Below are 23,276 nucleotides of genomic sequence, written 5' to 3'. Positions count from 1 at the left end.
ACCTACGCCACCTGGTGGATCCGCCAGGCCATCACCCGCTCCATCGCCGACCAGGCGCGCACCATCCGCATCCCGGTGCATATGATCGAGACGATCAACAAGCTGGTCCGCACCAGCCGGCAGATGCTGCACGAGATCGGCCGCGAGCCGCAGCCCGAAGAACTGGCCGAAAAGCTCGGCATGCCGCTGGAAAAAGTCCGCAAGGTGCTCAAGATCGCCAAGGAGCCGATCTCGCTGGAAACCCCCATCGGCGATGAGGAAGACAGCCATCTGGGCGACTTCATCGAGGATAAGAACGCCATCATCCCACTCGACGCGGCAATTCAAACCAATCTGCGCGAACAAACGACGAAGGTGCTCTCCTCCCTTACCCCGCGTGAGGAGCGCGTGCTGCGCATGCGCTTTGGTATCGGCATGAACACCGACCACACGCTCGAAGAGGTCGGCCAGCAATTCAACGTCACCCGCGAGCGTATTCGCCAGATCGAGGCCAAGGCGCTGCGCAAACTCAAGCACCCCAGCCGCTCGCGCAAACTGCGTAGCTTCCTCGAGCAATAGCGTGCAAGCCGTGCAGATTATCGGCGTCGACGTCACCTTCCTGCGGATGGACAGGCCGGTGCTGGGCGTGGTGCCCGCCCTGCCCGCCGAGGCCTCGGTGGTGAGCGTGCCGCGCTGCTCCTCGGCCTATTACCGCTTCCTCTACGACACTGTCGGCCAGGATTATTGCTGGTGGCTGCGCCGGACGCTCAGCGAGCGCGAGTTGCGCGCCGTGCTCGATGCGCCAGGCACCGACATTCATGTGCTCATGGTCAAGGGCGAACCGGCCGGGTTTTATGAACTCGACCGTGGCCACGCACCGCTGGTCAACCTTTCCTATTTCGGCCTGCTGCCCTGGGCGCTGGGCAGGGGCCTGGGCTATGCCCTGCTGCACCACGCCATCTTTACCGCCTGGCAAGGCCGCTGCACCGCCCTGATGGTGAACACATGCACGGCCGACCACCCGCGCGCCCTGCCCAATTACCTCAAGGCCGGCTTTCGCAAGCTGCGCACCGTGCGGGAGGAATGGCCTTTGCCGGTTTCTCTCGGCCTTCGTATCCCGCAGCACCTCTTGCTGGGTTGACGGCAGGTCCGGCGGTTTGTAATCACCCCCCTCCCATATGGCCCGTCTCGGGCCCCATCTCGATCAGGTTTTTCCGATGAAGATCCGTAACAGCCTCAAATCCGCCAAGCTGCGGGACAAAAACTGCGTTGTCGTCCGCCGCCGCGGCCGGCTCTACGTGCTGAACAAGAAGAACCCGCGCTTCAAAGCCCGCCAGGGCTGAGCCTTCGCGGCTCGCGGCGTTGCGGGGGGGCGTGAGCCTCCCTTTTTCGTTCAGGCCAGGGTGAGCGTCATCCAGGCGCACATCACCGCGCCAGGCTCCAGCCAGAGGCCCCCGGTGCCCGCAACACCCAGCGCGTGCAGGTTGAAGCCATCCACCACATGGCTCGCCGGCTCCAGGCACAGCCAATCCACTCCCGCGGGCCTATGCAGCACGAGATGGCCCAGCCCTGGGCTCGCTTGCAGCGTCAATATGCCCTGCCCCGGCAGCCGCAGAACCGCCTGCCCACCCCAGTCGCTCAATTGCCGCGTCACCGGCCCCGCCACCGCGCCATCCCACGCAACACCCGGCATGGCCGGCGCCGTCGCCTCGGGCAGCACCGCGGCATCCAGCTTCCACTCCCTCGCCGCCGAGAGGCCCAGGCCGCTGCCGTCAGGCGCGGTCAGATAGGGGTGCAGGCCCAGCCCGGCCGGCGCCCGGATGCCCGCGGTGTTTTCCAGCCGCAATTCCAGCCTGCAGCAATCCGGCGCGGGCAGCGCCACCGCCAGGTCGGCGCGCAAGGCCCAAGGCCATTCATCATCGCCAGGGTGGTCATGCACCATGCGGGCGGTGCAGCCCGTCACCGCGCGCAATTCCCAGCCCCGCCGATGCGCCGGGCCATGCAGCGTATGCGGCGCGGCATCAGGATGCGGCCGCAGCGCCACCTCGCCCCCCTCCCCGCGCAGCCGCCCATCGCGGATGCGGCCGGAATAGGGCACCAGCGGGTAAATCCCCCCCTTGGGCCAATGCAGCAATTCGCTCGTATCCTCGGGGAAGGGCAGCAGCAATTCCACCGCTTCCCGCCCGGGCGCGGCGAGGCTGAGCGCGGTCACCCGCCCGCCGAGATGCGGTGCCAGCCGGGCCCGCGCCGCCCCCTGGGCCAGTTCAGTGATCAACCGCGCCCCCGCCCCGGCGGCCAATCCAGGGCGCAAAAGGCGCCGCCCTGAAAACGCTCCACCAGCGGGTCAGCGCTGACCCGCCCCTCGATCTCCGCCCGCCAGGCCTCGGCGCTGTCCTGCGGCTCCCAGCCCAGCAGCGCGCGGTCATCGCCACCCCAAAAGCTGGCCGGATTGGCCGAGGCGCCCCAAATCACCGCCCACCCCGTGCGCGGTGCGGCAATCGCCGCCAGGCAGAACCGGGCCAGATCTTCATGCGAGAACCAGGTGGCCAGCGCCCGGGCATCCTGCGGCGTGGCGGTGCAGGAGCCAATGCGCAACTGCACGCTCTCCACCGCATGCTTGTCCCAATAAAGCCGGCCCATCTGCTCGCCATAGACCTTCGACAGGCCATAAAATGTGTCCGGCCGATAGGCGCAATCAGCCTCCAGCCTCGCGGCGGCCTCGCCCGGGCGGGGATGAAAGCCAAAAGCATGGTTGGAGGAGGCAAAAACCACCCGCGCTCCCGCCGCCCGCGCCGCCTCATAGACGTGAAAACAACCGCGCAGATTGGCATCGAGAATGCTCTCAAAGCCCGGCCCCTCATTCGGCACGCCGCCAAAATGCAGAATGGTGCCACACCCCAAAGCCAGTTCAGCGATAGCCGCCGCATCGCCCAGATCCTGCTGGGTGAAGCTGGCGCCGGGCGGCAGGGCCCCGGGGAAGGCATGGCGGTCCGTCAGCCGCAGCACCACCCCCGCCGCCGCCAGCCGCGCCGCCAACCCATGCCCCAGCCGGCCCGAAGCGCCGGTCAGCAGCACCGGGCGGTGCAGGCTCATTCGGCGCGGATGCCCGCCGCGCGCACCACACCCGCCCAGCGGATGATCTCGCTGGCATAAAAATCGCCAAAAGCCGAAGGCGCACTGCCCACCAAAGTGATCGACAGCGCCTCGATACGCGCGCGGGTGGTGGGCTCGGCAATGGCGGCGGTGATGGCGCCATGCAGCGCCGCAATCACCGGGGCGGGGGTGCCGCCACGGGCGAAAACACCATGCCAGGACTGCACGGTGAGTTCCCCGCCCAGCCCAGCCTCGGCAATGGCGGGCACCGCCGGGTAATCCGCCAGCCGCCTATCCTGCATCACCGCCAGGCCACGCAGCTTGCCCTCCTCCACCGCGCCACGGGTGGCGGGCTGCGGATTGTCGAAGAACATCATCACATCGCCCGCCAGCACCGCCTGCATCGCCGGCGAACCACCGCGATAGGGCACATGGGTGAAGCGAACCCCGGCCAGATGCGCCAGCATCTCGGGTGCCAGATGGCTCGTCGTGCCCACCCCACCAGAGGCATAGGTCAGCCGGCCGGGATGCGCCCGGGCATAGGCCAGGGCCTCGGCCACGCTGGCAAAGGGCGCCTGGGGCGAGGAGAGCATGAGCGTGGGCACCATCGAAACCTGGGTGATGGGTGCGAGGTCACTCAGCGGGTCATAGTTCAGCCGCATCAGCGACGGGTTCACGCCATGGGCAAAGGCGCCCATCAGCAGGGTCAACCCATTGGGGGCGCTGCGCGCCACGGCCTCGGCGGCGAGATTGGCGCCGGCACCGGGGCGGTTTTCCACCAGCACCTGCTGCCCCAGCAGCGGCCCCATGGCCTGCGCCAATAGCCGCGCCACGGTATCTACCGCCCCGCCCGGGGCGAAGCCGGCCAAGAGGCGGATGGGTTGGTCCGGCCGCCATGCCGGCTGGGCGAGGGCTGGCATGGCCAGAACCGCGCCAGCACCGGCCAGCCAGGCGCGGCGGCCGGGGATGAGGGTGGCGCGGCTCACGACTCGCACCGGGGCGCTTGAGGTTCCTCGCTCAACGCGGCAACCAGCGCTCAGTTCCCACGCCGCCCTCGCGGCCCTGGGTGAAACGGCCGGAGAGACTGCCATCGGCATTCACCACATAGGCCACAGCACCCAGTTCGCGCCCCTGGGTATAGGCCACCGCCAGCACACCATTGGAAAGCACGCCCACGCCATTCGTGGTATCGCCGGCAATGCGCCAGGTCACGCGCCAGGTCTGCTGCCCGGTGGATTGTAACTGCACCGTGCCCTGGTACTTCGCCCCGGCCATATCCGCGCCATCCACAGTATAGCTGCCATTGCGCTGGGCCTGGGCCGGCAAGGCCAGGGCCAGCATGGCAATGGCGGTCACGACGATCGATTTCATGGGTGGTCCCTTGGCCTTGGTTGGGCTGGCAGGCGATTCTAGCATTGGCCAGCCTTGTCGCAAGCCGTGGCAGAGAACATCTTCGGCCAAAGCCGCAACCGGGACACCCGCCCATGATCCGCCTGCCAGACCCCAAAGCCGATGTGATGGCCCGCCGCCCCGAGATCATCGCCGGCCTGGCCGCGCTGCTGCCGGCGGATGGGCTGATCACCGAAACCATCCGCATGAAGCCCTATGAGACCGATGGCCTGCCCTCCTATCGGCAAATGCCGCTCGCCGTCGCCCTACCGCGCACGACGGAAGAGGTGGCGGCGGTGCTGCGCTTTTGCCACCAGAACGGCGTGCGGGTGATCCCCCGCGGCGCCGGCACCTCCCTCTCCGGCGGCGCCCTGCCGCTGGCCGATGCGGTGGTGGTCGGGCTGATGCGAATGAACGCCATCCTGGAGGTCGATTATGCTGACCGCCTGGCCGTGGTGCAGGCGGGCGTGACCAATATCGGCATCACCAATGCCGTCTCCGCCGATGGGTTCTTCTACGCGCCCGATCCCTCCAGCCAATTGGCCTGCATGATCGGCGGCAATGTGATGATGAATTCCGGCGGCGCGCATTGCCTGAAATATGGCGTGACGGCCAATAACCTGCTCGGGCTGAAATTCGTCACCATCGAGGGCGAAGTGATCGATATCGGCGGCCGCCACCTCGATGCCGCCGGCTATGATTGGCTCGGCCTCATCACCGGCTCCGAAGGCCAACTCGGCATGGTCACCGAAGTCACGGTGCGCATCCTGCGCGGCCCCGAAGGTGCGCGGGCCATGCTCGCCGCCTTCGATTCCATCCCCGTCGCCGGCCAGGCGGTCGATGCCATAATCGGCTCAGGCATCATCCCCGTCGCGCTCGAATTCATGGACCGCCCCTGCATCCATGCCTGCGAGGCCTTCGCCCATGCCGGCTATCCGCTCGATGCCGAAGCGATGCTGATCATCGAGGTCGAAGGCTCGGTGGCCGAGCAGGACGCGCTGCTCGACCGCATCCGCGCCATCTGCGCGCAATTCAACCCCATCTCGATGAAGGTGGCCGAAAGCCCCGAGCAATCCCTGGCGATCTGGAAGGGCCGCAAGGGCGCCTTCGGCGCGGTGGGCCGCATCAGCCCCGATTACCTCTGCATGGATGGCACCATCCCCACCGGCGAATTGCCCCATGTGCTCGGCCGCATCACCGAATTGTCGGATAAGCATGGGCTGAAAGTCGCCAATGTCTTCCATGCCGGTGATGGCAATCTGCACCCGCTGATCATGTTCGATGCCAATGACCCTGACAGCTTCGCCCGGGCGGAAAAACTCGGCGCAGAGATTTTGCTGCTCTGCGTCGAAGTGGGCGGCTGCCTGACCGGCGAGCATGGCGTGGGCATCGAAAAGCGCGACCTGATGACGGCGCAATTCACCCCGGGCGAATTGAATATCCAACGCGCCATCAAGACCGCCTTTGATGCAGATTGGCTGCTCAACCCGGCCAAGGTCTTCCCGCTCGAAGGCAATCCGGCCTTCGCATGAACACCCTGCTCCCCACCGATGAGGCCGGCGTGGTCGCCGCCATCACCGCCGCCCATGCCGCGCGCGAACCCCTCGCCATCGAGGGCCGCGGCACCAAGCGCGCCATGCTGCGCCCGGTGCAGGCCGCGCGCAGCCTCTCCACCCGGCTTTTGACCGGCATCACCCTCTACAAACCATCCGAATTGGTGATCTCCGCCCGCGCCGGCACGCCAATCGCCGAGATCGAGGCCGCGCTGGCCGAAAAGGGCCAGCAGATCATCGCCGAACCGCCGGATTTCCGCGCGCTGTTCGGCGCCACCGAAGGGCCAAGCCTGGGCGGCATCACCGCCAGCAACCTCTCAGGCCCCCGCCGCATCACCTGGGGGGCGATGCGCGACCATGTGCTGGGCATCCGCGCCGTGCGCGGCGATGGCGAGGTGTTTCGCTCCGGCGGGCGGGTGCTGAAAAACGTCACCGGGCTTGACCTGTGCAAGCTGCTATGCGGCAGCCACGGCACGCTGGGTGTGCTGACGGAAATCACCTTCAAAGTCCTGCCCCAGCCGGAGGAAAGCGCCACCCTGGCGGTGGATGTCGCCGATATCGCCGCCGGCATCCGGGTGCTCAGCGCCGGGCTGGGCTCACCCTATGGCGTCTCGGGCGCAGCCATTCTGCTGCAAGGCAGCGCCATCACCGCGCTGCTGCGGCTGGAGGATTTCACCGAGAGCGTGGCCTATCGCATGGCGCGGCTGCGCGAGGATCTGGCACCACTCGGCGCCGCCCGGCAGCTGGACGCTGAGCAGGGCCTCGCCACCTGGCGGGCGGTGCGCGACGCCACGGCCCTGGGCGCCACGCCGGATGAGGCGGTGTGGCGCCTCTCCCTGCCGCCCAGCGCCGCGCCTTCCGCCTGCGCCGCCCTTGCCGGGTTTCGGCTGATGCTCGATTGGGGCGGTGGGCTGATCTGGGTGGCCGGCCCGGCCACCGAGGCGGCGCATGCCACCGTCATGGCCGCCGCCCAGGCCGGCAGCTTCACCCTGTTCCGCGCACCGGATGGCTTGCGCTCCGCCGTGCCGGTCGTGCCGGCCGAACCCGCGCCGCTGGCGGCCATCGCGGCCCGGGTGAAGGCGGTGATGGACCCGGAAGGGATTCTCAATCCAGGACGCATTCGCCTCTAGTTTTTTGTCGTCCCGCATTGCTCGAGCCGCCTTGCGCAGCCGCAAGGCTTCAAAACTCTCTCACCTCAATGGCAGGGCCGTGGCGCAGCCCGCTGAATAACGCCCATACGCTCGCATATTCCGAAAAAATTTATGCTGTGATATGAACATCGCAGCATGAACGCTCGGATACGGTCAGCATGACCTCGACATATCGGCACGGCGCCCACGCCACCCCCACCGGCCAGAACCGCCGCGCGGCATGAGCGCACCCAGCCCTGATTGGTTCACCGCCGCCAGCCATGCCGCACAGCGGCGGGATTGGGCCGCTTCCATGCGCATCATCGAGACGAATCGCGCAGAATGGCCGGAGGAGCCCGCCTTCCTCCTCACCGCCGCGCATTGGCAGCGCATGGCCGGCTATGGCGATGGCGCGAATGAGGCCCTGCTGCGCGCCGCAGCACTGGAGGACAGCTTCGGCATTGCCGAGGAGGCCCGCATCCTGGAGATCACCCCCCAGCGCCCCCCACCCGAACCACACCCCGCCTCCATCCTGCTCGATATCCAGGACCTGCTGCAATTCCTGCATGAGACCGGCAATATCTCCGGCATCCAGCGGGTGCAGTTGGGCATTCTCGCCGCCATGTTGCAGGGCCGGGCGGGGCCGCGCGGGGGGAATTGCATCGCCGTCTTTCCAGCCCTCGCCCATGGCACGCTCTTCGCCCCACGGCCGGCGGATATGCAGGCCCTGCTGGCCTATTGCACCGGCACCAGGCGCGATGTGGCGCTGGCCCGGCCCTTGGTCGAGCAGCTGCGCAGCGCGGCCCTGCGCGTCACGCCCCGCAGCGGCGCCGCCTTCGTGGTGCTCGGCGCGCATTGGTTCTTCGCCGGCGCGCCGGGCTTTTATGCCTCGCTGCGCGCGCAAGGCGTGCGGTTGGGCGTGCTGATCTACGACATGTTCCCCGCCAGCCACCCGCAATTCACCACCACCGACACCACATCCTTTTTCAACCAAAGCCTCAATGAGGGGCTGTTCTTTTGGGATTTCGCCTTCGCCATCTCGGAATATTCCGCAAGCGCCTTCCGCCGGATCGCCGCCCAGCGCGGCTATCCGGCGATTGAAACCGTGCCCATCCCGCTGGCGCATAGCTTCGGCCTGGAGCGCCCGCCCCGGCCGGGCTGGCTGCGTGACTGGCCGGCAGCGCTGGGCGATCTGGAGGGGCGCGACTATATCCTGGCCGTCTCCACCATCGAGGCGCGCAAAAACCACCAGCTTCTCTTCCACGCCTGGGCGCGGATGATCGAGGAGGGCGACAACCCGCCACCGCTGGTGCTGGTGGGAAGGCCGGGCTGGCGGGTGGGCGACCTCATCGGCCAGCTTGATGCCACGCGCTATCTCAATGGCCGTATCATGATCGTCCATGGCCTGTCGGATGCCGCACTGGAGGCGGTCTATCGCGGCTGCCTCTTCACCCTCATGCCCAGCTTTGCCGAGGGCTGGGGCCTGGCGGTGGGTGAAAGCCTGTCCTTCGGCCGCGCCTGCATCGCCGCCAATACCGCAGCCCTGCCTGAAGTGGGTGGTGACCTCGTCACCTATGCCGACCCGCTGGACGTGCCGGCATGGATCACCGCCATCCGCGCCTGGCTGCACAACCGCCCGGCACTCGCCGCCATGCAGGCGCGCATCATGGCCGAATTCACCCCCCGCCAATGGCCCGAAGTCACCCGCCACCTGCTGGACGAAACAGCAAGGCTGCAGGCATTGCCCCCCCGCCAGGCCGCACCGCCCGCCACCCCGCTGCTTCTGGCCTTGGGGCAGCAGAGCAGCATCGGCATTGCAGTAGCCAGCCAGGGCGAGGATGCCCAGGGCGCAAGCCTCACCCTGTCCCAGGCGGTGTCGCTGGCGAGCGGCTGGTTCCCTTGCGAGGCCGGCGGCACCTGGATGCGCGGCCGCTTCGCCCAGCTTCTCGCCGAAACCGATGCCGCGCCGGGCAGCACCGTGACGGTGACCCTGCTGCTCTCCACCCCCGGCTGGCCGATGGACAATACAGTCACGCTGCAGATCGAGGGCGGTTCGCCCGCGCGCCACACCGTGCCGCAGCATGGCCCCTTCGAGATCAGCGTCAGCGGCGCTTTGGATGGCAGCGCCATGCTGCGGCTGCACCTGCAGCTCGAACGCCCGGGCGAGCAGCATGGTGCCGATATGCGCCAGCTCTGCATCGCCTTGCAGCGCATCACCATCACCGCAGCCGAGGCACCTGCCCCGGCCCAACCGGAGCCCCCCCCGGAGGAAGCGCCGCCCCCCGCGCCCATGGCCGAGGCACCGCCAGCCCCCCAAGCCAGCGCAATCCCCCGCCGCCGCCTGCCACGCCTTACCTTCCCCACCCCGGCATGGCGGCTGCGCAAACAGGCCAATCTGGCGCGTGATGGCGGCCATTGGGCAGAAGCGGCCCGCCTCTACGCCGCCTATCTGCAACGCAGGCCGCAGGCCACGGCTATCCTGGTGCAATTGGGCAATATGCGCAGCATGGCCGGCGAGCATGCCAGCGCCATCGAAAGCCTCAGCCAGGCCGCTGCTCTGGGCGAGCCAGACGCGCCCACCATGCTCGCCCATGCCCAGGCGCGCGCCCTTCCCGCCACGTTGCCGGAAGGGCCAGGCACCATCATCGACATCTCCGCCGTCTTGGCCCCGCCACCCGGCGCGCCGCCAGCGCCCATCCTCGGCCATGGGCTGAGCCGGGGCAGTTGGGCCGCCCGGCAATGGCGCCTGGGCCTCGCCCAATCCTTGGCCCAATCCTTGGCCCGCCAGCCGCAGGCCGGGCTGCGCTTCGCGGTGATCGACCAAATGCAGGGCGGCTTGCAGGGCCTGCCGCAACGCCTCGCCCATGGGCTGCTGACCGCCACGCCCGACCACCAGCGCCAGATGCTGGCGGAACTGGCCGGCAGGCTGGAGAGCATCACAGCCGGCCCCGGGGATAGGGTGCTGGTGCTGGGGGTGGGCCCCTCACAGGCGGTGCTGGCCCAGGCACGCGCCCGCGGCGCCCGGGTCAGCCTGGTGCTGGCCGAGCCCATGGCACTGACCACGCCCCATCGCGTCGCCGCGGATTTGGTGGCAGCGCTGCATGAGCATGCCAGCTTCGATGCGCTGCTGCTGGCCATGCCGGCCGGCGCGGCGGCCCCAGCCCTGGCCGATATCGGGCGCGCCACCCTGCCCATGCCCCCTCCGCTGCTGCCCCAGAGCATGGCGGGCGAAGCGCCCCCGGGGCGCTACATCATCGCCGATGGCGCGCCACCCTGGCTGCAAGAGGCCTGGATGCTGCTGCGTGCCTCCCAGCCCAACCTGCCGGCCCTGCTCGGCCTTGATGGCCCGCTACCGGCCATCGGCATGGCCGGGGTGGAAGGGCTGGGCCCGCTGCCCGCGCTGATCGCCGGCGCGCAATGCCTGCTGGCCACCGCCACCGATGGCAGTTGGCCAGCACTGGCCCTGGCCGCCGCCCAGGCCCGCCGCCCCTGCCTGGGTGTGGCCGAGGCCGATGGGCTGGACCCGCTGGATAGCCGCGCCACCGCCCAGGCCATCGCCGCCATGCTGCTGCCCGAGGCCCAGGCCGCCCGTGTCATTGCGCAGGATATCCGCATGACAGGCCCGCAATGGCAGCTTGCGGATTGGGATGCGCTGGCCCAGGCCGCGCTGCGCTTCGCCGATGACCCGCCCGCCGCCCTGGCTCCTCCCATGGCCCCCGCACCTGCCCCGGCCTCTGTCCCTGCCTCTGCCCCCGGGGCGCCACAGCCCGCAGCCCCGCAACAGATCTGGGCCCTGGCCGCCAGCCATGGCAGCGGCCAGGGGCGGGTGGCATGAGGCTGCTGCTCGACCTGCAAGGCGCCCAGGGCAGCAGCCGCCATTCCGGTCTGGGGCGCTATTCGCTCGAATTCGCCCGGGCACTGGCAGCCACGCGCGGCGAACACCACGAGGTGCTGCTGCTGCTCAATGCCGCGCAGTCCGAATCCGCCGCCCTGCTGGAGGCGGAATTCACCCCCCTGCTGGGGGCCGGCCATATCCACCACTTCACCCCGCCGGAAGGCTGCGCGGCGGGGGCCGAGCCGCATCATCCGCTGCGCCAATTGGCCGAGCATATCCGCGCCCAGGCCATTCTCGCCCTGGCGCCGGACATGGTGCATCTGGGCAGCGTCTTTGAAGGCTGGAACGACCAGTTGGTCACCAATTGGCCGGCCGCCCTGCCCCGGCCGCGCCATGTGGCCACGCTGCATGACCTCATCCCCCTCACCCGCCGCGCCGAATATCTGGAGGGCCCCTGGCGCGATGCCGGGCTGGTGCCCTGGTATATGCGCCAATTGCTGGAATTGCGCGGCATGGACGGGCTGCTGTGCAATTCCGAAGCAACCCGGCAGGAGGGGCTGGCGCATCTCGACATGGCGCCCGGGCAATTGGTGCGGGTGGGCGGCGGTGTAGCCGCGCCATTCTTCGCTCCCCAAACGGGGCCAGCCCCGGTCACGGGCCGCTATATCCTCTGCCTCGGCCTCAATGACATCCGCAAGAACGAGGCAAGGCTGATCGCCGCCATCGGCCTGCTGCCGCCCAGCCTGCGCGATGGGCTGCGCCTGGTCGTCACCGGCACCATCCCGGCCGAGCATCTGCAGCGCCTGGCGCGCGAGGCAGGGCTGGCCGAGGGCATGATCCTGCATCTGGGTAAGGTGGAGGATGCGGCGCTGCCGGCACTCTACGCCCATGCCGCGCTCTTCGTGCTGCCCTCCCTGGCCGAGGGCTTCGGCCTGCCGCTGGCCGAGGCGATGGCGGCAGGCGCGCCCTTCGCCGCCAGCCATGCCGGCGCCCTGCCGGAGTTGGCGGGCCGGCAGGATGTGCTGTTCGACCCGCTCGATATCACTGATATGGCGCGGGTGATGGCCCTGGTGCTGGGCGATGCCGCCCTGGCCCAGGCCCTGCGCCGCTGGGGGCCCGGCCAGGCCGCGCGGCATAGCTGGCTGGACAGCGCCCGGCGCGGCTGGGCGGCAATGGAAGGCTGGGCCGGCCCGCCGCGCCCCGCCCTGCCGCCACTCGTGGTCACCAGCCCCCTGCCGCCCCAAGCCAGCGGCATCGCCGATTACACCGCCGAATTGCTGCCCGCGCTGGCGGCGCATTACCGCATCACCCTGGTCAGCGAGAGCCGGCCGATGGAAGGCATCGCCGCCGGCTTTGCCTGGATGCCACCCGCCGCCCTGGCAGCCGCACCGCATGCCACGGCGCGGCTGCTGCACCAATTGGGCAATGGCGCGCTGCATCATTTCCAGCATCAGGGGCTGGTGCCGCTGCGCCCGGCGGTGGCGGTGCTGCATGATGTCGCCATGCCGGAATACCGGCGCTGGGCGGCGCAATCCGAAGCCAACCCAGAAGCCGCCCTGCTGGCCTCAATCTACACCAATCACGGCTACCCGGCGCTGCTGGCAGCGCTGGAGGGTGATGCCGATGCGGTCGCAGGCTCGCTGACCATGTCGGCCGAGGTGATGGCGGGCAGCCTCGCCACCATCGTGCATTCCGAGGCCGCGCGGGAGATGCTGCGCAGCGCCCATGGCGCGGACCCGCTCAGCAATATACATGTGGTGGCGCATTTGCGCCGCCCCCTGGCCCTACCCGCGCGCGCGGCGGCACGGGCCCGGCTGGGCCTGACAGAGGACCAGCTCGTGGTGGCGAGCTTTGGCGCCTGCGTGCCGAAGAAGCTGCCGCTGCGGCTGATCGAAGCCTTCGGCAGGGCCAGTCTGCCGCCAGATGCCGTGCTGGCCTTCGTGGGCGCGGTGCAGCAAGGGCTGGAAAGCGCCATGCAAGCCGCGGCCCAGGCCCAAGGGCTGAGCATGGGCGGGCAGCCCAGCAACCGGCCCATCCGGCTGACCGGCGGGCTGGCCCGCGCCGCCTATGAGGATTGGCTGGCAGCGGCCGATATCGCCGTGCAATTGCGCGGCCGCCATCAGGGCGAAACCAGCGGCGCGGTGATCGATACCCTCGCCGCCGGGCTCGCCTGCATCGTCAATGCCAAGGGCAGCATGGCCGAATTGCCCGCAGCGGCGGCGCTGCGGCTGGCGGAGGATTTCCCCGATGCAGCGCTCACCCAGGCCATCGCAAGCCTGGCCACCGCCCCGGCCCGGCGGCGCGCCCTGGGCGAGGCCGGGCAGCGCTTCGTGGCCGAGCAGCTCAGCCCGGCGATGATCGCCCAGCACTATCGCGCGGTGATCGAGGCCGCGCATGCGGCCGCCCCAGCCCTGGCAGTCCTGGCCGAGGCCGCGCGCCTGCCCCCCCTGCCGCAGCATCAGGCCATGGCACTCGGCCAGGCCCTGGCGCAAAGCTTCCCTCTGCCGCAGCAGGGCCGCGCCTTTATCACCGCCGATGGAGGCTGGCGGCGGGAGGATTTCCAGGATTACCACGAAGGCCTGCGGCCGGAACCAGCACGGCTGCAGGATGGGGTTTGGCTGAGCGACCATGCAGGCCTCGCCAAGGCGCTGGGCCTGGGCCGCCCGGCCGCGGCTGATGGGGTGCTGCGGCTGCAGCCCGGCGATGTGGTGATATCCGCCGGCAGGATTGCGGCCCCGCCAGACCCAGCCCTTATTCGCTCGGCGTGAGGCTCTTGATCAGGTCAAAAACGCGCTTGCGCACCGCAGGATCGTTAATGCGGTAATAGGCGCGCACCAATTCCAGGGTTTCGCGGCGATGCAGGGTATCATCCTCAAACCCATCCTGGGTTTCGGCGAAACCGGCCACGCGCCTTGTCACCGCCATCGAGCCGCCCATGGCATCGGACATATCGTCAAAGAAGAACCCAATGGGCACATCCAACACGCGCGCGAGGTCGAAAAGCCGCGAGGCACCAATCCGGTTTGCCCCGCGCTCATATTTCTGAACCTGCTGAAAGGTCAGCCCCAGCGCCTCACCCAGACGTTCCTGGCTCATGCCAAGCAAGGTGCGACGCAGCCTCACCCGCCCGCCGACGTGAACGTCAATCGGGCTGGGCCGATGCTCCTTATCGTTCCGCTCGATAGTATCCCCGCTGGGCATCGCTCGATCCATACGCTCCCGCTTCGTGGTGCCGAACCACTGTCTGAGAGGATACAAGTGCTGGCTCTCGCGCCCTGTCAGCCTGTCCTCAAATGAAGTTCGGCATTTTGCCCGTTGCGATTTTGTTAAGCTATGGGGAGGAAGACGTCAATGTTTTTGAGAAGTCTCAAATTTAATTTTGCTCTTGCATAGATTTGTAGTGACCTCGCCAAAATTTGCTCGCCAACAGGGCAATCATCGCAAAAAAACCAGGAATCAGAAGGCCTAGCCAGGAGAAGATCGTGGGCACCGCCACCGGCGGCAGCCAGGCCGTGAGGCTGCCAGTGCCACCCAGGCCCAGGCGGCCAAGCGCCCGCCCGCGCGCGTCAAACACCGCCGAAATCCCGGTCTGCGCCACCCGCACCATCGGCAGGCCCTCCTCCACCGCCCGCAACCTGGCACTGGCCAGATGCTGATAAGGCCCGGCGGAATGCCCAAACCAGGCGTCATTGGTCACATTCAGCAGCCAGGCCGGGCGCTCGGCCCCCACCACCTGCCCCGGAAAAATCACCTCATAGCAGATCAGCGGGCTGAAGGCCGGTATCCCCGGCAGGCTGATCGAAACCGGCCCAGGGCCCGGGGTGAAATCCATCCCCCCCGTCACCATCCGAATGGGCAGCAGCCCGCCCAGCGGCATGTATTCGCCAAAGGGCACCAGATGCGCCTTGTCAAAAACCGTCAGCAGCCCCCCATCCGGCCCCACCCCCACCAGGGAATTATAAACCCGCGCCAGCCGCCCATCCGCCCCCCAATCCGCCCGAACCGTGCCGGCCAGCAGCACTGCATTAGGCGGCAGGGCTGCGGCAATGGCGCGGCGTGCCTGCTCATCCTGCGCCAGCAGAAAGGGGCTCGCAGTCTCAGGCCAGATCACCACGATACGCGCATGGGGGTGGGCCTCATGCGCCGCGCGCCCGGCCTCCTCGGTCAGCCGCAGGTAGCGCTGGAAGATCGGCAGGCGCTGATCCTCCTGCCATTTCAGGTCCTGCGCCACATTGCCCTGCACCAGGATCAGCCGGGTCTCCTCCAGCGCCGGCTCCGCATCGGCCAGCCGCCACGCCCCAAACCCCATCCACCCGGCCAGCACCACCACCCCCAGCGCCCCCCAGCGCCAACTCCGCAGCGCCGGCAGACAGGCGATCAACACCGTCAGCAGCGACAGCCCATGCACCCCCACCAGCGCCGCCGGCTGCAGCGGCAGGGCGGAAAACGCCCAGACCGTGCCGAGCAAATTCCACGGAAAGCCGGTGAAGATCACCCCGCGCAGCATCTCAGCCAGCACCCAGGCGCCGGAGAAGGCCAGCACCCGCCGCCATCCCGCCGGCGCCCCCCACGCCGCCAGCGCCGGCAGCAGGCTGAACACCGCCAGCGGCACCGCTAACCCCGGCGCCGCCACTGGCACCAGCCACCACCACCGCGCCAGATCAGTGAACAGCGCATGGGTGACCCAATAGGTGCCGAGGATATGATGCCCCCAGCCAAAACCCAGCCCCAGCACCAAGGCCGCCCGTGCGTTCTTCGCCGCCCCCAACAACCCCAAAAACGCCGGCAGCGTGACCAACAGCACCGGCACAGCATGCACCGGCGGCAGCGCCAGCGCGCTCGCCGCCCCCAGCCCCAGCGCCGCAACAGCCGGGTGGCGGGTCATATTTTGCAGGCGGGCAAGAAGAGTTTTCACACCACCGGGGCTAACCCGGCATCCAGGCCGGCGCAACCTCGCCCATGTGTCAGCACCTATTCCGCCGCGGCCTTGCCACCAGGCAGGGGCCGGCGCACCCGCAGCTTGCGGATGCGTCGGCTATCGGAATCCAGCACCCGAAACTCCAGCCCCGAGACATGGCTCACCAATTCACCCCGCGCCGGCACCCGCCCCGCCAGGGTAAAAACCAGCCCCCCCATGGTGTCGATATCGGCGCCGCGCTCCTCCTCGGTCAGCACCTGGCCCATCCGGGCCTCGAACTCCTCCACCGGGGTGCGGGCGTCGAGATCGAGGCTGCCATCCGGGCGCTCCACCATGCGCGGGGCATTCACCTCATCATGCTCATCGGCGATGTCGCCCACAATGGTCTCGACCAGATCCTCAATCGTCACCAGCCCGTCGATACCGCCATATTCATCCACCACCAGCGCCAGATGCATCCGCGCCTCGCGCATCCGCAGCAGCAGGTCCAGCACGGCCACCGAGGGCACCACGAGCAGCGGCTTGCGCAGAATGGCGCGCATGGAAAACGGCTCGGCCCGGCCGATGGCGGCGATGATATCCTTGATATGCACCATGCCCTGGATGTCATCGAGCTGGCTGCCATAGACCGGGTAGCGCGAATGCCCCTCGCGCTGAATCTCAGCCAGCGCCTCATCCAGCGTCAAATTATCGCGCAGCGCCACAATATCAGCGCGCGGGATCATCACATCCACAGCCGTGATACCGCGCAGCTTCAGCACATTGGTCAGCAGCGCGCGCTCGGCCAAATCCAGTTCGGGCGCATCGGCGGGGGTGGTGTCGGTGGGGCGCTCGATCAGCTCCTCCATCCGGTCGCGCACCGATTCATGCGGGCGGCGGCGCAACCGGCCGGTGATCCGGCTCAGCCAGGGTTTTTCGGCATGCTCGCTCATGCCGCGCGGCCTCGTCCGGGGCCCCAGGGGTTGGGCAGGCGCAGCCGGTGCATGGCGCGGGCCTCGGCCTGCTCCATCCGCCGCGCCTCGCCAGCCTCCAGGTGATCATGGCCCAGCAGATGCAAAGTGCCATGCGCCACCAGATGGGCAGCATGGGCGCGCGGGTGGCGTCCCTCCGCCCGGGCCTCCCGCCGCACGGTCTGCAACGAGATCGCAATATCGCCCGAACCGGCAACATGGCCAGGAAAGCTCAGCACATTGGTGGGCTTTTCCTTGCCGCGATGGAGGGTGTTCAGCGCCTTGAGCGTGCGATCATCGGCCAACAGCACGGTGATAGGCCCCGAGGCTCCCCCCTCACAGGCGGCCAGCACGGCGCGTTCAACCCATCGTTCCGGCAAAAACCCGCGCCATCCAGGTGCGGCAATGACGACATCAATGAAGGGCCTAGATCGACCCTCCGAAAGGCTACTTCGGTCCGGCATCGGCTCCGTTCCAGTTGCGTTTGCGCGGCGCCGTTTCGGCCTCCGCACGGCTATAGGCAGCGACAATGCGCCCCACCAGCGGGTGGCGCACCACATCGGTATCGGAAAAACGCATGAAGCCAATGCCCGGCACATGCTCCAAAATCCGCGCCGCCTCCACCAGGCCCGAGGGCTGCCCCGGCGGCAGGTCGATCTGGCTGGGGTCGCCGGTGACGACCATACGGCTGCCCTCACCCAGACGGGTGAGAAACATCTTCATCTGCGCCGGCGTGGTGTTCTGCGCCTCATCGAGAATGGCAAAGCAATGGGCAAGCGTGCGCCCACGCATAAAAGCGAGGGGTGCGATCTCGATTTCGCCGGCGGTCATCCGGCGTGCCAATTGGTCTCCAGGGAGCATGTCGTTCAGCGCGTCATAGAGCGGACGGAGATAGGGGTCCACCTTCTCCTTCATGTCGCCGGGCAGAAAGCCCAGCCTCTCGCCGGCCTCCACCGCCGGGCGGCTGAGCACGATGCGCTCCACCTGGCCGGTCAGCAGCAGGGCGACGCCCTGGGCCACCGCCAGATAGGTCTTGCCGGTGCCGGCAGGGCCGAGGCCGAAGCTGATCTCATGCTTCGAGAGAATTTCCATATAGGCCGCCTGGGCCGGGCTGCGCGGCGCGATGGCGCCCTTGCGGGTGCGAATCTGCGGCAGGTCACGCAGCGGCAGGCGGGGCTCGGCCTCGCCCTCCACTGCCCCTTGGGCCATGCGGATCGCCGCCTCCACCAGCGCGATGGTGCAGCCATGGCCGCGCTCCAACCCATGCCACAAGCTGCGCAGCGCCTCCTCGGCCACCTGAGTGCGCTCGGCATTGCCTGAAATGGTCAACCGGTTGCCGCGGGATGACAGGCGCACCCCCGCCTGTTTCTCCAGCAGGCTGAGATGCCTGTCGAATTCGCCAAAAAGCTGCGCCAGCAGCGCGTTATCGTCGAATTGGAGGGTGACCGACCTGCTCTCGCTGGAGGGCGGGCCGGAGGGCGAAGGGTGGCGGGCAGCCAGGATCGTGTTCAAGCGGCGTGTTGCTCCGATGGGTGTTGCTGGGGTTCCTTGAGGACGCAATGGAGTGAATTGGCGGAGGCAGCGATGGCCTCCACCCGCACGACCTGCCCGGTCAGTGTCTCCGGGCCTTCGGCATGCACCGCCTGTAGCCAGGGCGAGCGGCCGGCAATTTGCCCGGGATGCCGCCCGGGGCCGGTGATCAGCACTTCGAATTGGGCGCCGATACGCGAATTGTTGAAGGCCAGTTGCTGTTCCACCATCAGCGCCTGCAATTCCCGCAGCCGCGCATCCTTCACCGCCTCGGGCACCTGGTAGGGCGCCCGGGCCGCCGGCGTGCCGGGCCGGGGCGAGTATTTGAAGGTGTAGGCGCTGGCAAAGCCGATCTCGCGCACCAGGGCCAGGGTGGCGGCATGGTCGGCATCACTCTCGCCAGGATGGCCGACAATAAAGTCCGAACTGAATGCCAGATCCGGCCGTGCGGCGCGCAGCCGGTCCACGATGCGGCGGAAATCATCGGCGGTATGGCCGCGATTCATCGCCGCCAGCACGCCATCGGCACCGCTTTGCACCGGCAGATGCAGCATGGGCATGAGCTGCGGCAGGTCACCATGGGCGGCGATCAGCGCATCATCCATGTCGCGGGGATGGGAGGTCATGTAGCGCAGCCGGGCAATGCCCGGAATCTCAGCCAGTTGGTACAACAGCGCCGCCAGCGTACCCGCACCCTCGCCATGATAGGCGTTCACATTCTGCCCCAGCAGGGTGATCTCCCGCGTGCCCTGCGCCACCAGCCCGCGCGCCTCGGCCAGCACGGCGGCAGCCGGGCGGGAAGCTTCGGCACCGCGGGTATAGGGCACCACGCAAAAGGCGCAGAATTTGTCGCAGCCCTCCTGCACGGTGAGGAAGGCGGTCACACCCTGGGCCGGGCGATGTGCCGGCAAATGGTCGAATTTGGATTCTTCCGGAAAATCAGTGTCCAGCACCAACCCACCCGCGCGGCTGGCCCGCGCCACCATTTCCGGCAGGCGATGGATGGTCTGCGGCCCCAGCACCAAATCGACATGGGGCGCGCGGCGGGCAATCTCGGCCCCCTCGGCCTGCGCCACGCAGCCGGCCACCGCCAGCACGGTGGCATGGCCCGATTCGGCACGGGCATCCTTCACCACGCGCAGCCGGCCGAGCTCAGAATAGAGCTTCTCCGCCGCCTTCTCGCGGATATGGCATGTGTTGAGGATCACCATATCGGCATCCTCAGGGCTTTCGGTGGCAGAGAAGCCCAGCGGCGCCAGCACCTCGGCCATGCGCTCGCTGTCATACACATTCATCTGGCAGCCCCAGGTGCGGATCAGCAGCCGCTTCGTGCCCTTGGTGTCGCCCGTGCTCATACCCGGCGTGTCGTCATAGAGAAAAATGCTCCCAGCATCGCATTCCAGCGATTCTGTAGCACATGCGGCGACGGGCAGAGATGTTCAAGCGGCGGCTAACCTCATGATGGGATATCGAGGCTCACCCTGGCCCGCCGCCGTCGCGTCGGTCAAGTTACGGAACGGTGTCGCCACAATAGGGGCGGGCAGCGGCACCGCCGGGCGGTTCTGCCGCAGCGTGGCGGCGGAGGTGGCGATGATGCGCGCCGCCTCGGCCGCCAATTGCTCCCGGTCGGGCAGCAATTCGGGCGCGAAAGGCTCATGAAACACCACCGTGGCCCGCGCGCCCCGGCGGCGCAGCAGGCGCCACAGATGCGTCATGGGCTGCATATCGCCATACCAGGCAAAGACCGGCCGGTCGCGCCGGCAGGTCGGCAGCCAGCCCATCCGGTCATAGACGATGGTCACCGGCTGCACCCGGGCGGCATGGTCGGCCGCGGCAAAGAAAGTGGTGCGGAAGGGCAGCACCCGCGCACCATCCGAGGTGGTGCCCTCGGGAAACAGCACAAGCCCATGCCCAGCCCGCAGGCTCTCCGCCATGGCATGGGCATCATCGGCGCTGCCAGCGCGCTTGCGGCCGACGAAGATGGTGCCGCCCAGCCGGGCAAAAAGGCCAAATATCGGCCAGCGCGCGAGTTCCGCCTTGGCGACGAAGCGGCTATCCATCTGCGCCATCAGCACCGGGATATCGAGCCAGGAGCAATGGTTGGAGACATAAAGCGTAGGCCCGCCAGCCGGCTTGCCCACCACCTGCAGCCGCACCCCCACCAGCCAGCACTGCACCCGCGCAAAGCACTGAATGGCCCAGGCGCGAAACCGCCGAGGGAAAACGGTCAGCAGAAACAGCACCACAATGGCCAGCGCGGTGACCAGGATAACCCCGGCCAACCGCAGCACCGCCCGCAGCCGCCCACCCGCCGGGCCATCCTCCAACACGCCCCGCCGCGCGCTGCCAGGCACCCGCCGCGGCAAAGGCACCTTGCGGGCAAGGCGGCGCGGCTTGGGCAGGGTGATACCGCGCATGATGGCTTCTGACATTGTCTCAATCCGTCCAAGAACCACCGCTGCTAGCGGCGATTCCATGACAGCAGCATGACGCCCAGAAGAAGCCTCAATGACGGATCAACAACCTTATTGCGACAGCAAAAACTCAGGATGAGCGACGCACCGGCGCCGCCAGCGCCACCGCCGGGCGGTTCTGCCGCAACGCCGCCGCACTCATCGACACTATGCGCCCCACCTCCACCGCCATGGTCTTGCGATTGGGCAGATCAGCCGGCGCAAACGCCTCATGCAGCACCACCGTGGCGCGGGTTCCACTGCGCCGCAGCAGCGCCCAGGCATGGCTCGCCGTCTCCATATCGCCATACCAGGCGGTGATAGGCCGGTCCCGCCGCCCCGCCGGCAGCCCGCCCGCGCGGTCATACACCAAGGTGAGCGGCCGCACCCGCGCCGCATCCCCCGCCACCGAAAAGAAACTGCTGCGAAACGGCAAAACCCGCGCCCCGTCAGACGTCGTGCCCTCGGGGAACAAAATCAGGCTCTGCCCCGCCCGCAGCCGCGCAGAAAGCTCCCGCGCCTCATCACCCGTCCGCCCCCGGCTGCGGCTGACAAACACCGTGCGCCCCAACTTGGCCACCCAGCCAAATAGCGGCCAGGTTCCCACCTCCGCCTTGGCGACGAAGCGCGCATCCAAAATCGCCCCCAAGGCCAGCACATCCAGCCATGAGGTGTGATTGCAAATATAGAGCGTTGCGCCCGGCGCAGCGGGCCCAGTCCGGCCAACCACCTGCAATTTCAGGCCAATCAACCAGCACAGCACCCGATAATACAGCTTGGGAAAGTGATCCCGCCCGCCCCCTGGCACCACCAGCAGCAGCGCCTGCACCGGCATGCACAACAAGGTCCAGACCAGGGCGGCGGCAATCCGGCGCACCGCGCGCAACCGCCCACCCAGGGGCCTGTCCTCCATCACCCCCGCCCACATCGCCCCGGGCAGCCGCGGCGTGAACCGCAGCGGCTTCTTGCGCGAAAGCCGGCGGGGATTGGCGGAATCAGTGTTTTTGCGGGCCGGTACGGTCATGCGATATGATCAGCGTGTTGCAGCCCCTCCGGTAACGCGCGCCCGAAGACCTTGCAATGACCGTCCGAAGAACCCTGCATGACCGATTGATGGCAGAATGGCGACGCAACCGCCCCCCCTCACACCGTCTGCAGCAACCCCGCAAACAACTTCCCACGATAGGCCAGGCTATCGATGAAAATATGCTCCTCCAGCGTATGCGCCAGCGCGCCCATCACCCCCAGCCCATCCAGCGTGGGAATGCCCATGGCCCCCGTAAAATTGCCATCCGACCCACCGCCCGAGCTTTGCGCCGGCACCGCAAAACCCAGCCTCGCCGCCATCACGCTCGCCTGGCCATGCAGCGCCATCACCCGCGCATCGGGCTCCCACACCGGCCGCGTCACGCCCCGGCGCACCTCCAGCGACACATCATTGGACGTGCTGCGCAGCGCCAGCATCTTCTCCACCGCCGCGTCCAGATCCTCCTGCCGCTTGGCCATGCTCAGCGCCTCGGCATCGGTATGCGTCGTCACGCAATTCACCCATTGCCCGCCATGCAGCACACCGACGGAGAAGGTGCAGGCCTCGGTCGTCATATCCTCGATGGCGATGATCTGCTTGCACATTTCACGAATGGCGCTGCGCCCCTCGCCCAGCCGCGCACCGGCATGGCTCGGCCTTCCGGCGGTGCGCAGATTGAACCGCGCAATGGCATAACGCCCCGTCACCACGCCGCCATCCGGGCGGCCGGGCTCGGGCACCAGCACCACGGCATGGCGCGACGCCTCGGCCTCAATCAGATCCCGCGTTGAAGGGCTGCCGATTTCCTCATCCGAGGTGAGCAGGAAAGTGACGGGGCGGGAGGTGGGCAGGCCCGCGCGCAGCAATTGCCGCATCGCCTCCAGCGCCAGATAGGTGCCGCCCTTCATATCCTGAATGCCGGGGCCATAGGCCTTCTGGCCCTCACGCCGGAAGGCCAGGCCATTCGCCAGCGTGCCGATGGGGTGCACCGTATCCAGATGCGCCAGCACCAGAATGCCGGGCTCATTGGAGGGATGCGGGAAGCGGGCGCGGACGCAATCGCCCAGGCCCATGCGGCCGGGGATGGTTTCCACCACCGCGCCAGCCACGGCGAATTCGCGCGCGGCGATGGCCATCATGCGGTTTACCGCGGCGGCATCAAAGGTGGGGGATTCACATTCAACCCAGTGGCGCAGGCCGGCCAGCATGGTTTCTGGGTCGAATGGGAGGTCTAGGGGGGCGGATTCGGGAGTTTGCATGGGGGGAGATTGGGGGAGGCGGGCAGTACCGGGCAAGCCCTCCGCATCTTTTTGTGCTCCCTTAATCACTCACACGCAGAGCTTTGATGGATTGGTTTATTTTTAGCCTCAGCTTCACGCCCACTCTAAACATTTATAATATTTAACCCACGTTATAAGT

20 protein-coding genes are annotated in these 23,276 nt (G+C 68.0%); 7 read left to right on the top strand and 13 right to left on the bottom strand.

Features of this window, described 5'->3' with window-relative positions:
- The 3 genes from ABWP84_RS09475 to ykgO all read left to right on the top strand — a co-directional run.
- On the top strand, positions 1–558 hold a 558-nt coding region (locus ABWP84_RS09475), incomplete at its 5' end, for a sigma-70 family RNA polymerase sigma factor (protein WP_353211778.1).
- Positions 559–568: 10 nt separating this feature from the next.
- A complete protein-coding gene (locus tag ABWP84_RS09470; protein WP_353211777.1) occupies positions 569–1,120 on the top strand; it encodes a GNAT family N-acetyltransferase in 552 nt (183 codons plus the stop codon).
- A 76-nt stretch (positions 1,121–1,196) separates the two neighbouring features.
- On the top strand, positions 1,197–1,322 hold the full coding sequence (ykgO, locus tag ABWP84_RS09465) for a type B 50S ribosomal protein L36 (RefSeq protein WP_213610077.1): 126 nt from the start codon (positions 1,197–1,199) through the stop codon (positions 1,320–1,322).
- A gap of 50 nt (positions 1,323–1,372) precedes the next feature.
- Here ykgO and ABWP84_RS09460 read toward each other — a convergent pair whose 3' ends face one another.
- From ABWP84_RS09460 to ABWP84_RS09445, 4 genes are read right to left on the bottom strand one after another with little or no spacing between them, the layout of a single operon-like run.
- Positions 1,373–2,254, bottom strand: a complete 882-nt coding sequence (locus ABWP84_RS09460; RefSeq protein WP_353211776.1) for a hypothetical protein — start codon at positions 2,252–2,254, stop codon at positions 1,373–1,375.
- The gene (locus ABWP84_RS09455; RefSeq protein WP_353211775.1) at positions 2,251–3,072 is read right to left on the bottom strand and encodes an NAD(P)-dependent oxidoreductase; all 822 of its coding nucleotides are present in this window, start codon (positions 3,070–3,072) and stop codon (positions 2,251–2,253) included. Before ABWP84_RS09455 ends, ABWP84_RS09460 begins: the two co-directional genes overlap by 4 nt.
- The gene (locus tag ABWP84_RS09450; RefSeq protein ID WP_353211774.1) at positions 3,069–4,058 is read right to left on the bottom strand and encodes a tripartite tricarboxylate transporter substrate-binding protein; all 990 of its coding nucleotides are present in this window, start codon (positions 4,056–4,058) and stop codon (positions 3,069–3,071) included. The genes ABWP84_RS09455 and ABWP84_RS09450 overlap by 4 nt, the downstream gene beginning before the upstream one ends.
- 31 nt (positions 4,059–4,089) lie before the next feature.
- Entirely contained in the window at positions 4,090–4,443 is a 354-nt protein-coding gene (locus ABWP84_RS09445) for a hypothetical protein (RefSeq protein WP_353211773.1), read from the bottom strand.
- A gap of 113 nt (positions 4,444–4,556) precedes the next feature.
- On the opposite strand from ABWP84_RS09445, the gene ABWP84_RS09440 reads away from it, so the two are divergent.
- From ABWP84_RS09440 to ABWP84_RS09425, 4 genes are all read left to right on the top strand, one after another.
- Complete coding sequence (locus ABWP84_RS09440) at positions 4,557–5,993, top strand: FAD-linked oxidase C-terminal domain-containing protein (protein WP_353211772.1); 1,437 nt, start codon at positions 4,557–4,559, stop codon at positions 5,991–5,993.
- The gene (gene glcE, locus ABWP84_RS09435; protein ID WP_353211771.1) at positions 5,990–7,144 is read left to right on the top strand and encodes a glycolate oxidase subunit GlcE; all 1,155 of its coding nucleotides are present in this window, start codon (positions 5,990–5,992) and stop codon (positions 7,142–7,144) included. The genes ABWP84_RS09440 and glcE overlap by 4 nt, the downstream gene beginning before the upstream one ends.
- A gap of 241 nt (positions 7,145–7,385) precedes the next feature.
- Positions 7,386–10,979, top strand: a complete 3,594-nt coding sequence (locus ABWP84_RS09430; protein ID WP_353211770.1) for a glycosyltransferase family 1 protein — start codon at positions 7,386–7,388, stop codon at positions 10,977–10,979.
- Complete coding sequence (locus tag ABWP84_RS09425) at positions 10,976–13,747, top strand: glycosyltransferase (protein WP_353211769.1); 2,772 nt, start codon at positions 10,976–10,978, stop codon at positions 13,745–13,747. The genes ABWP84_RS09430 and ABWP84_RS09425 overlap by 4 nt, the downstream gene beginning before the upstream one ends.
- Here ABWP84_RS09425 and ABWP84_RS09420 read toward each other — a convergent pair.
- From ABWP84_RS09420 to ABWP84_RS09380, 9 genes are all read right to left on the bottom strand, one after another.
- On the bottom strand, positions 13,731–14,180 hold the full coding sequence (locus tag ABWP84_RS09420) for a helix-turn-helix transcriptional regulator (protein ID WP_353211768.1): 450 nt from the start codon (positions 14,178–14,180) through the stop codon (positions 13,731–13,733). The genes ABWP84_RS09425 and ABWP84_RS09420 overlap by 17 nt on opposite strands.
- A gap of 172 nt (positions 14,181–14,352) precedes the next feature.
- Positions 14,353–15,864 (bottom strand): apolipoprotein N-acyltransferase, encoded by a 1,512-nt coding sequence (lnt, locus tag ABWP84_RS09415; protein WP_353211767.1) that lies wholly within the window; start codon positions 15,862–15,864, stop codon positions 14,353–14,355.
- Positions 15,865–15,950: 86 nt separating this feature from the next.
- Positions 15,951–16,829, bottom strand: a complete 879-nt coding sequence (locus ABWP84_RS09410; RefSeq protein WP_353211766.1) for a hemolysin family protein — start codon at positions 16,827–16,829, stop codon at positions 15,951–15,953.
- Positions 16,826–17,311: an rRNA maturation RNase YbeY gene (gene ybeY / locus ABWP84_RS09405; RefSeq protein ID WP_353211765.1), complete on the bottom strand. Its 486-nt coding sequence runs from the start codon at positions 17,309–17,311 to the stop codon at positions 16,826–16,828. Before ybeY ends, ABWP84_RS09410 begins: the two co-directional genes overlap by 4 nt.
- A complete protein-coding gene (locus ABWP84_RS09400; protein WP_353211780.1) occupies positions 17,295–18,350 on the bottom strand; it encodes a PhoH family protein in 1,056 nt (351 codons plus the stop codon). The genes ybeY and ABWP84_RS09400 overlap by 17 nt, the downstream gene beginning before the upstream one ends.
- Before the next feature lie 5 nt (positions 18,351–18,355).
- Complete coding sequence (gene miaB / locus ABWP84_RS09395; RefSeq protein WP_353211764.1) at positions 18,356–19,732, bottom strand: tRNA (N6-isopentenyl adenosine(37)-C2)-methylthiotransferase MiaB; 1,377 nt, start codon at positions 19,730–19,732, stop codon at positions 18,356–18,358.
- 84 nt (positions 19,733–19,816) lie between these two features.
- Positions 19,817–20,809: a lysophospholipid acyltransferase family protein gene (locus tag ABWP84_RS09390; RefSeq protein WP_353211763.1), complete on the bottom strand. Its 993-nt coding sequence runs from the start codon at positions 20,807–20,809 to the stop codon at positions 19,817–19,819.
- A gap of 112 nt (positions 20,810–20,921) precedes the next feature.
- The gene (locus ABWP84_RS09385; RefSeq protein ID WP_353211762.1) at positions 20,922–21,854 is read right to left on the bottom strand and encodes a lysophospholipid acyltransferase family protein; all 933 of its coding nucleotides are present in this window, start codon (positions 21,852–21,854) and stop codon (positions 20,922–20,924) included.
- Positions 21,855–21,973: 119 nt separating this feature from the next.
- Positions 21,974–23,116 (bottom strand): M20/M25/M40 family metallo-hydrolase, encoded by a 1,143-nt coding sequence (locus ABWP84_RS09380; RefSeq protein WP_353211761.1) that lies wholly within the window; start codon positions 23,114–23,116, stop codon positions 21,974–21,976.
- Positions 23,117–23,276 lie beyond the last annotated feature (160 nt).

Origin of the sequence: Rhodovarius sp. (assembly GCF_040399605.1) — a bacterium.
GTDB lineage: Bacteria > Pseudomonadota > Alphaproteobacteria > Acetobacterales > Acetobacteraceae > Rhodovarius > Rhodovarius crocodyli_A.
This window is presented reverse-complemented; position numbering and strand designations above follow the sequence as displayed.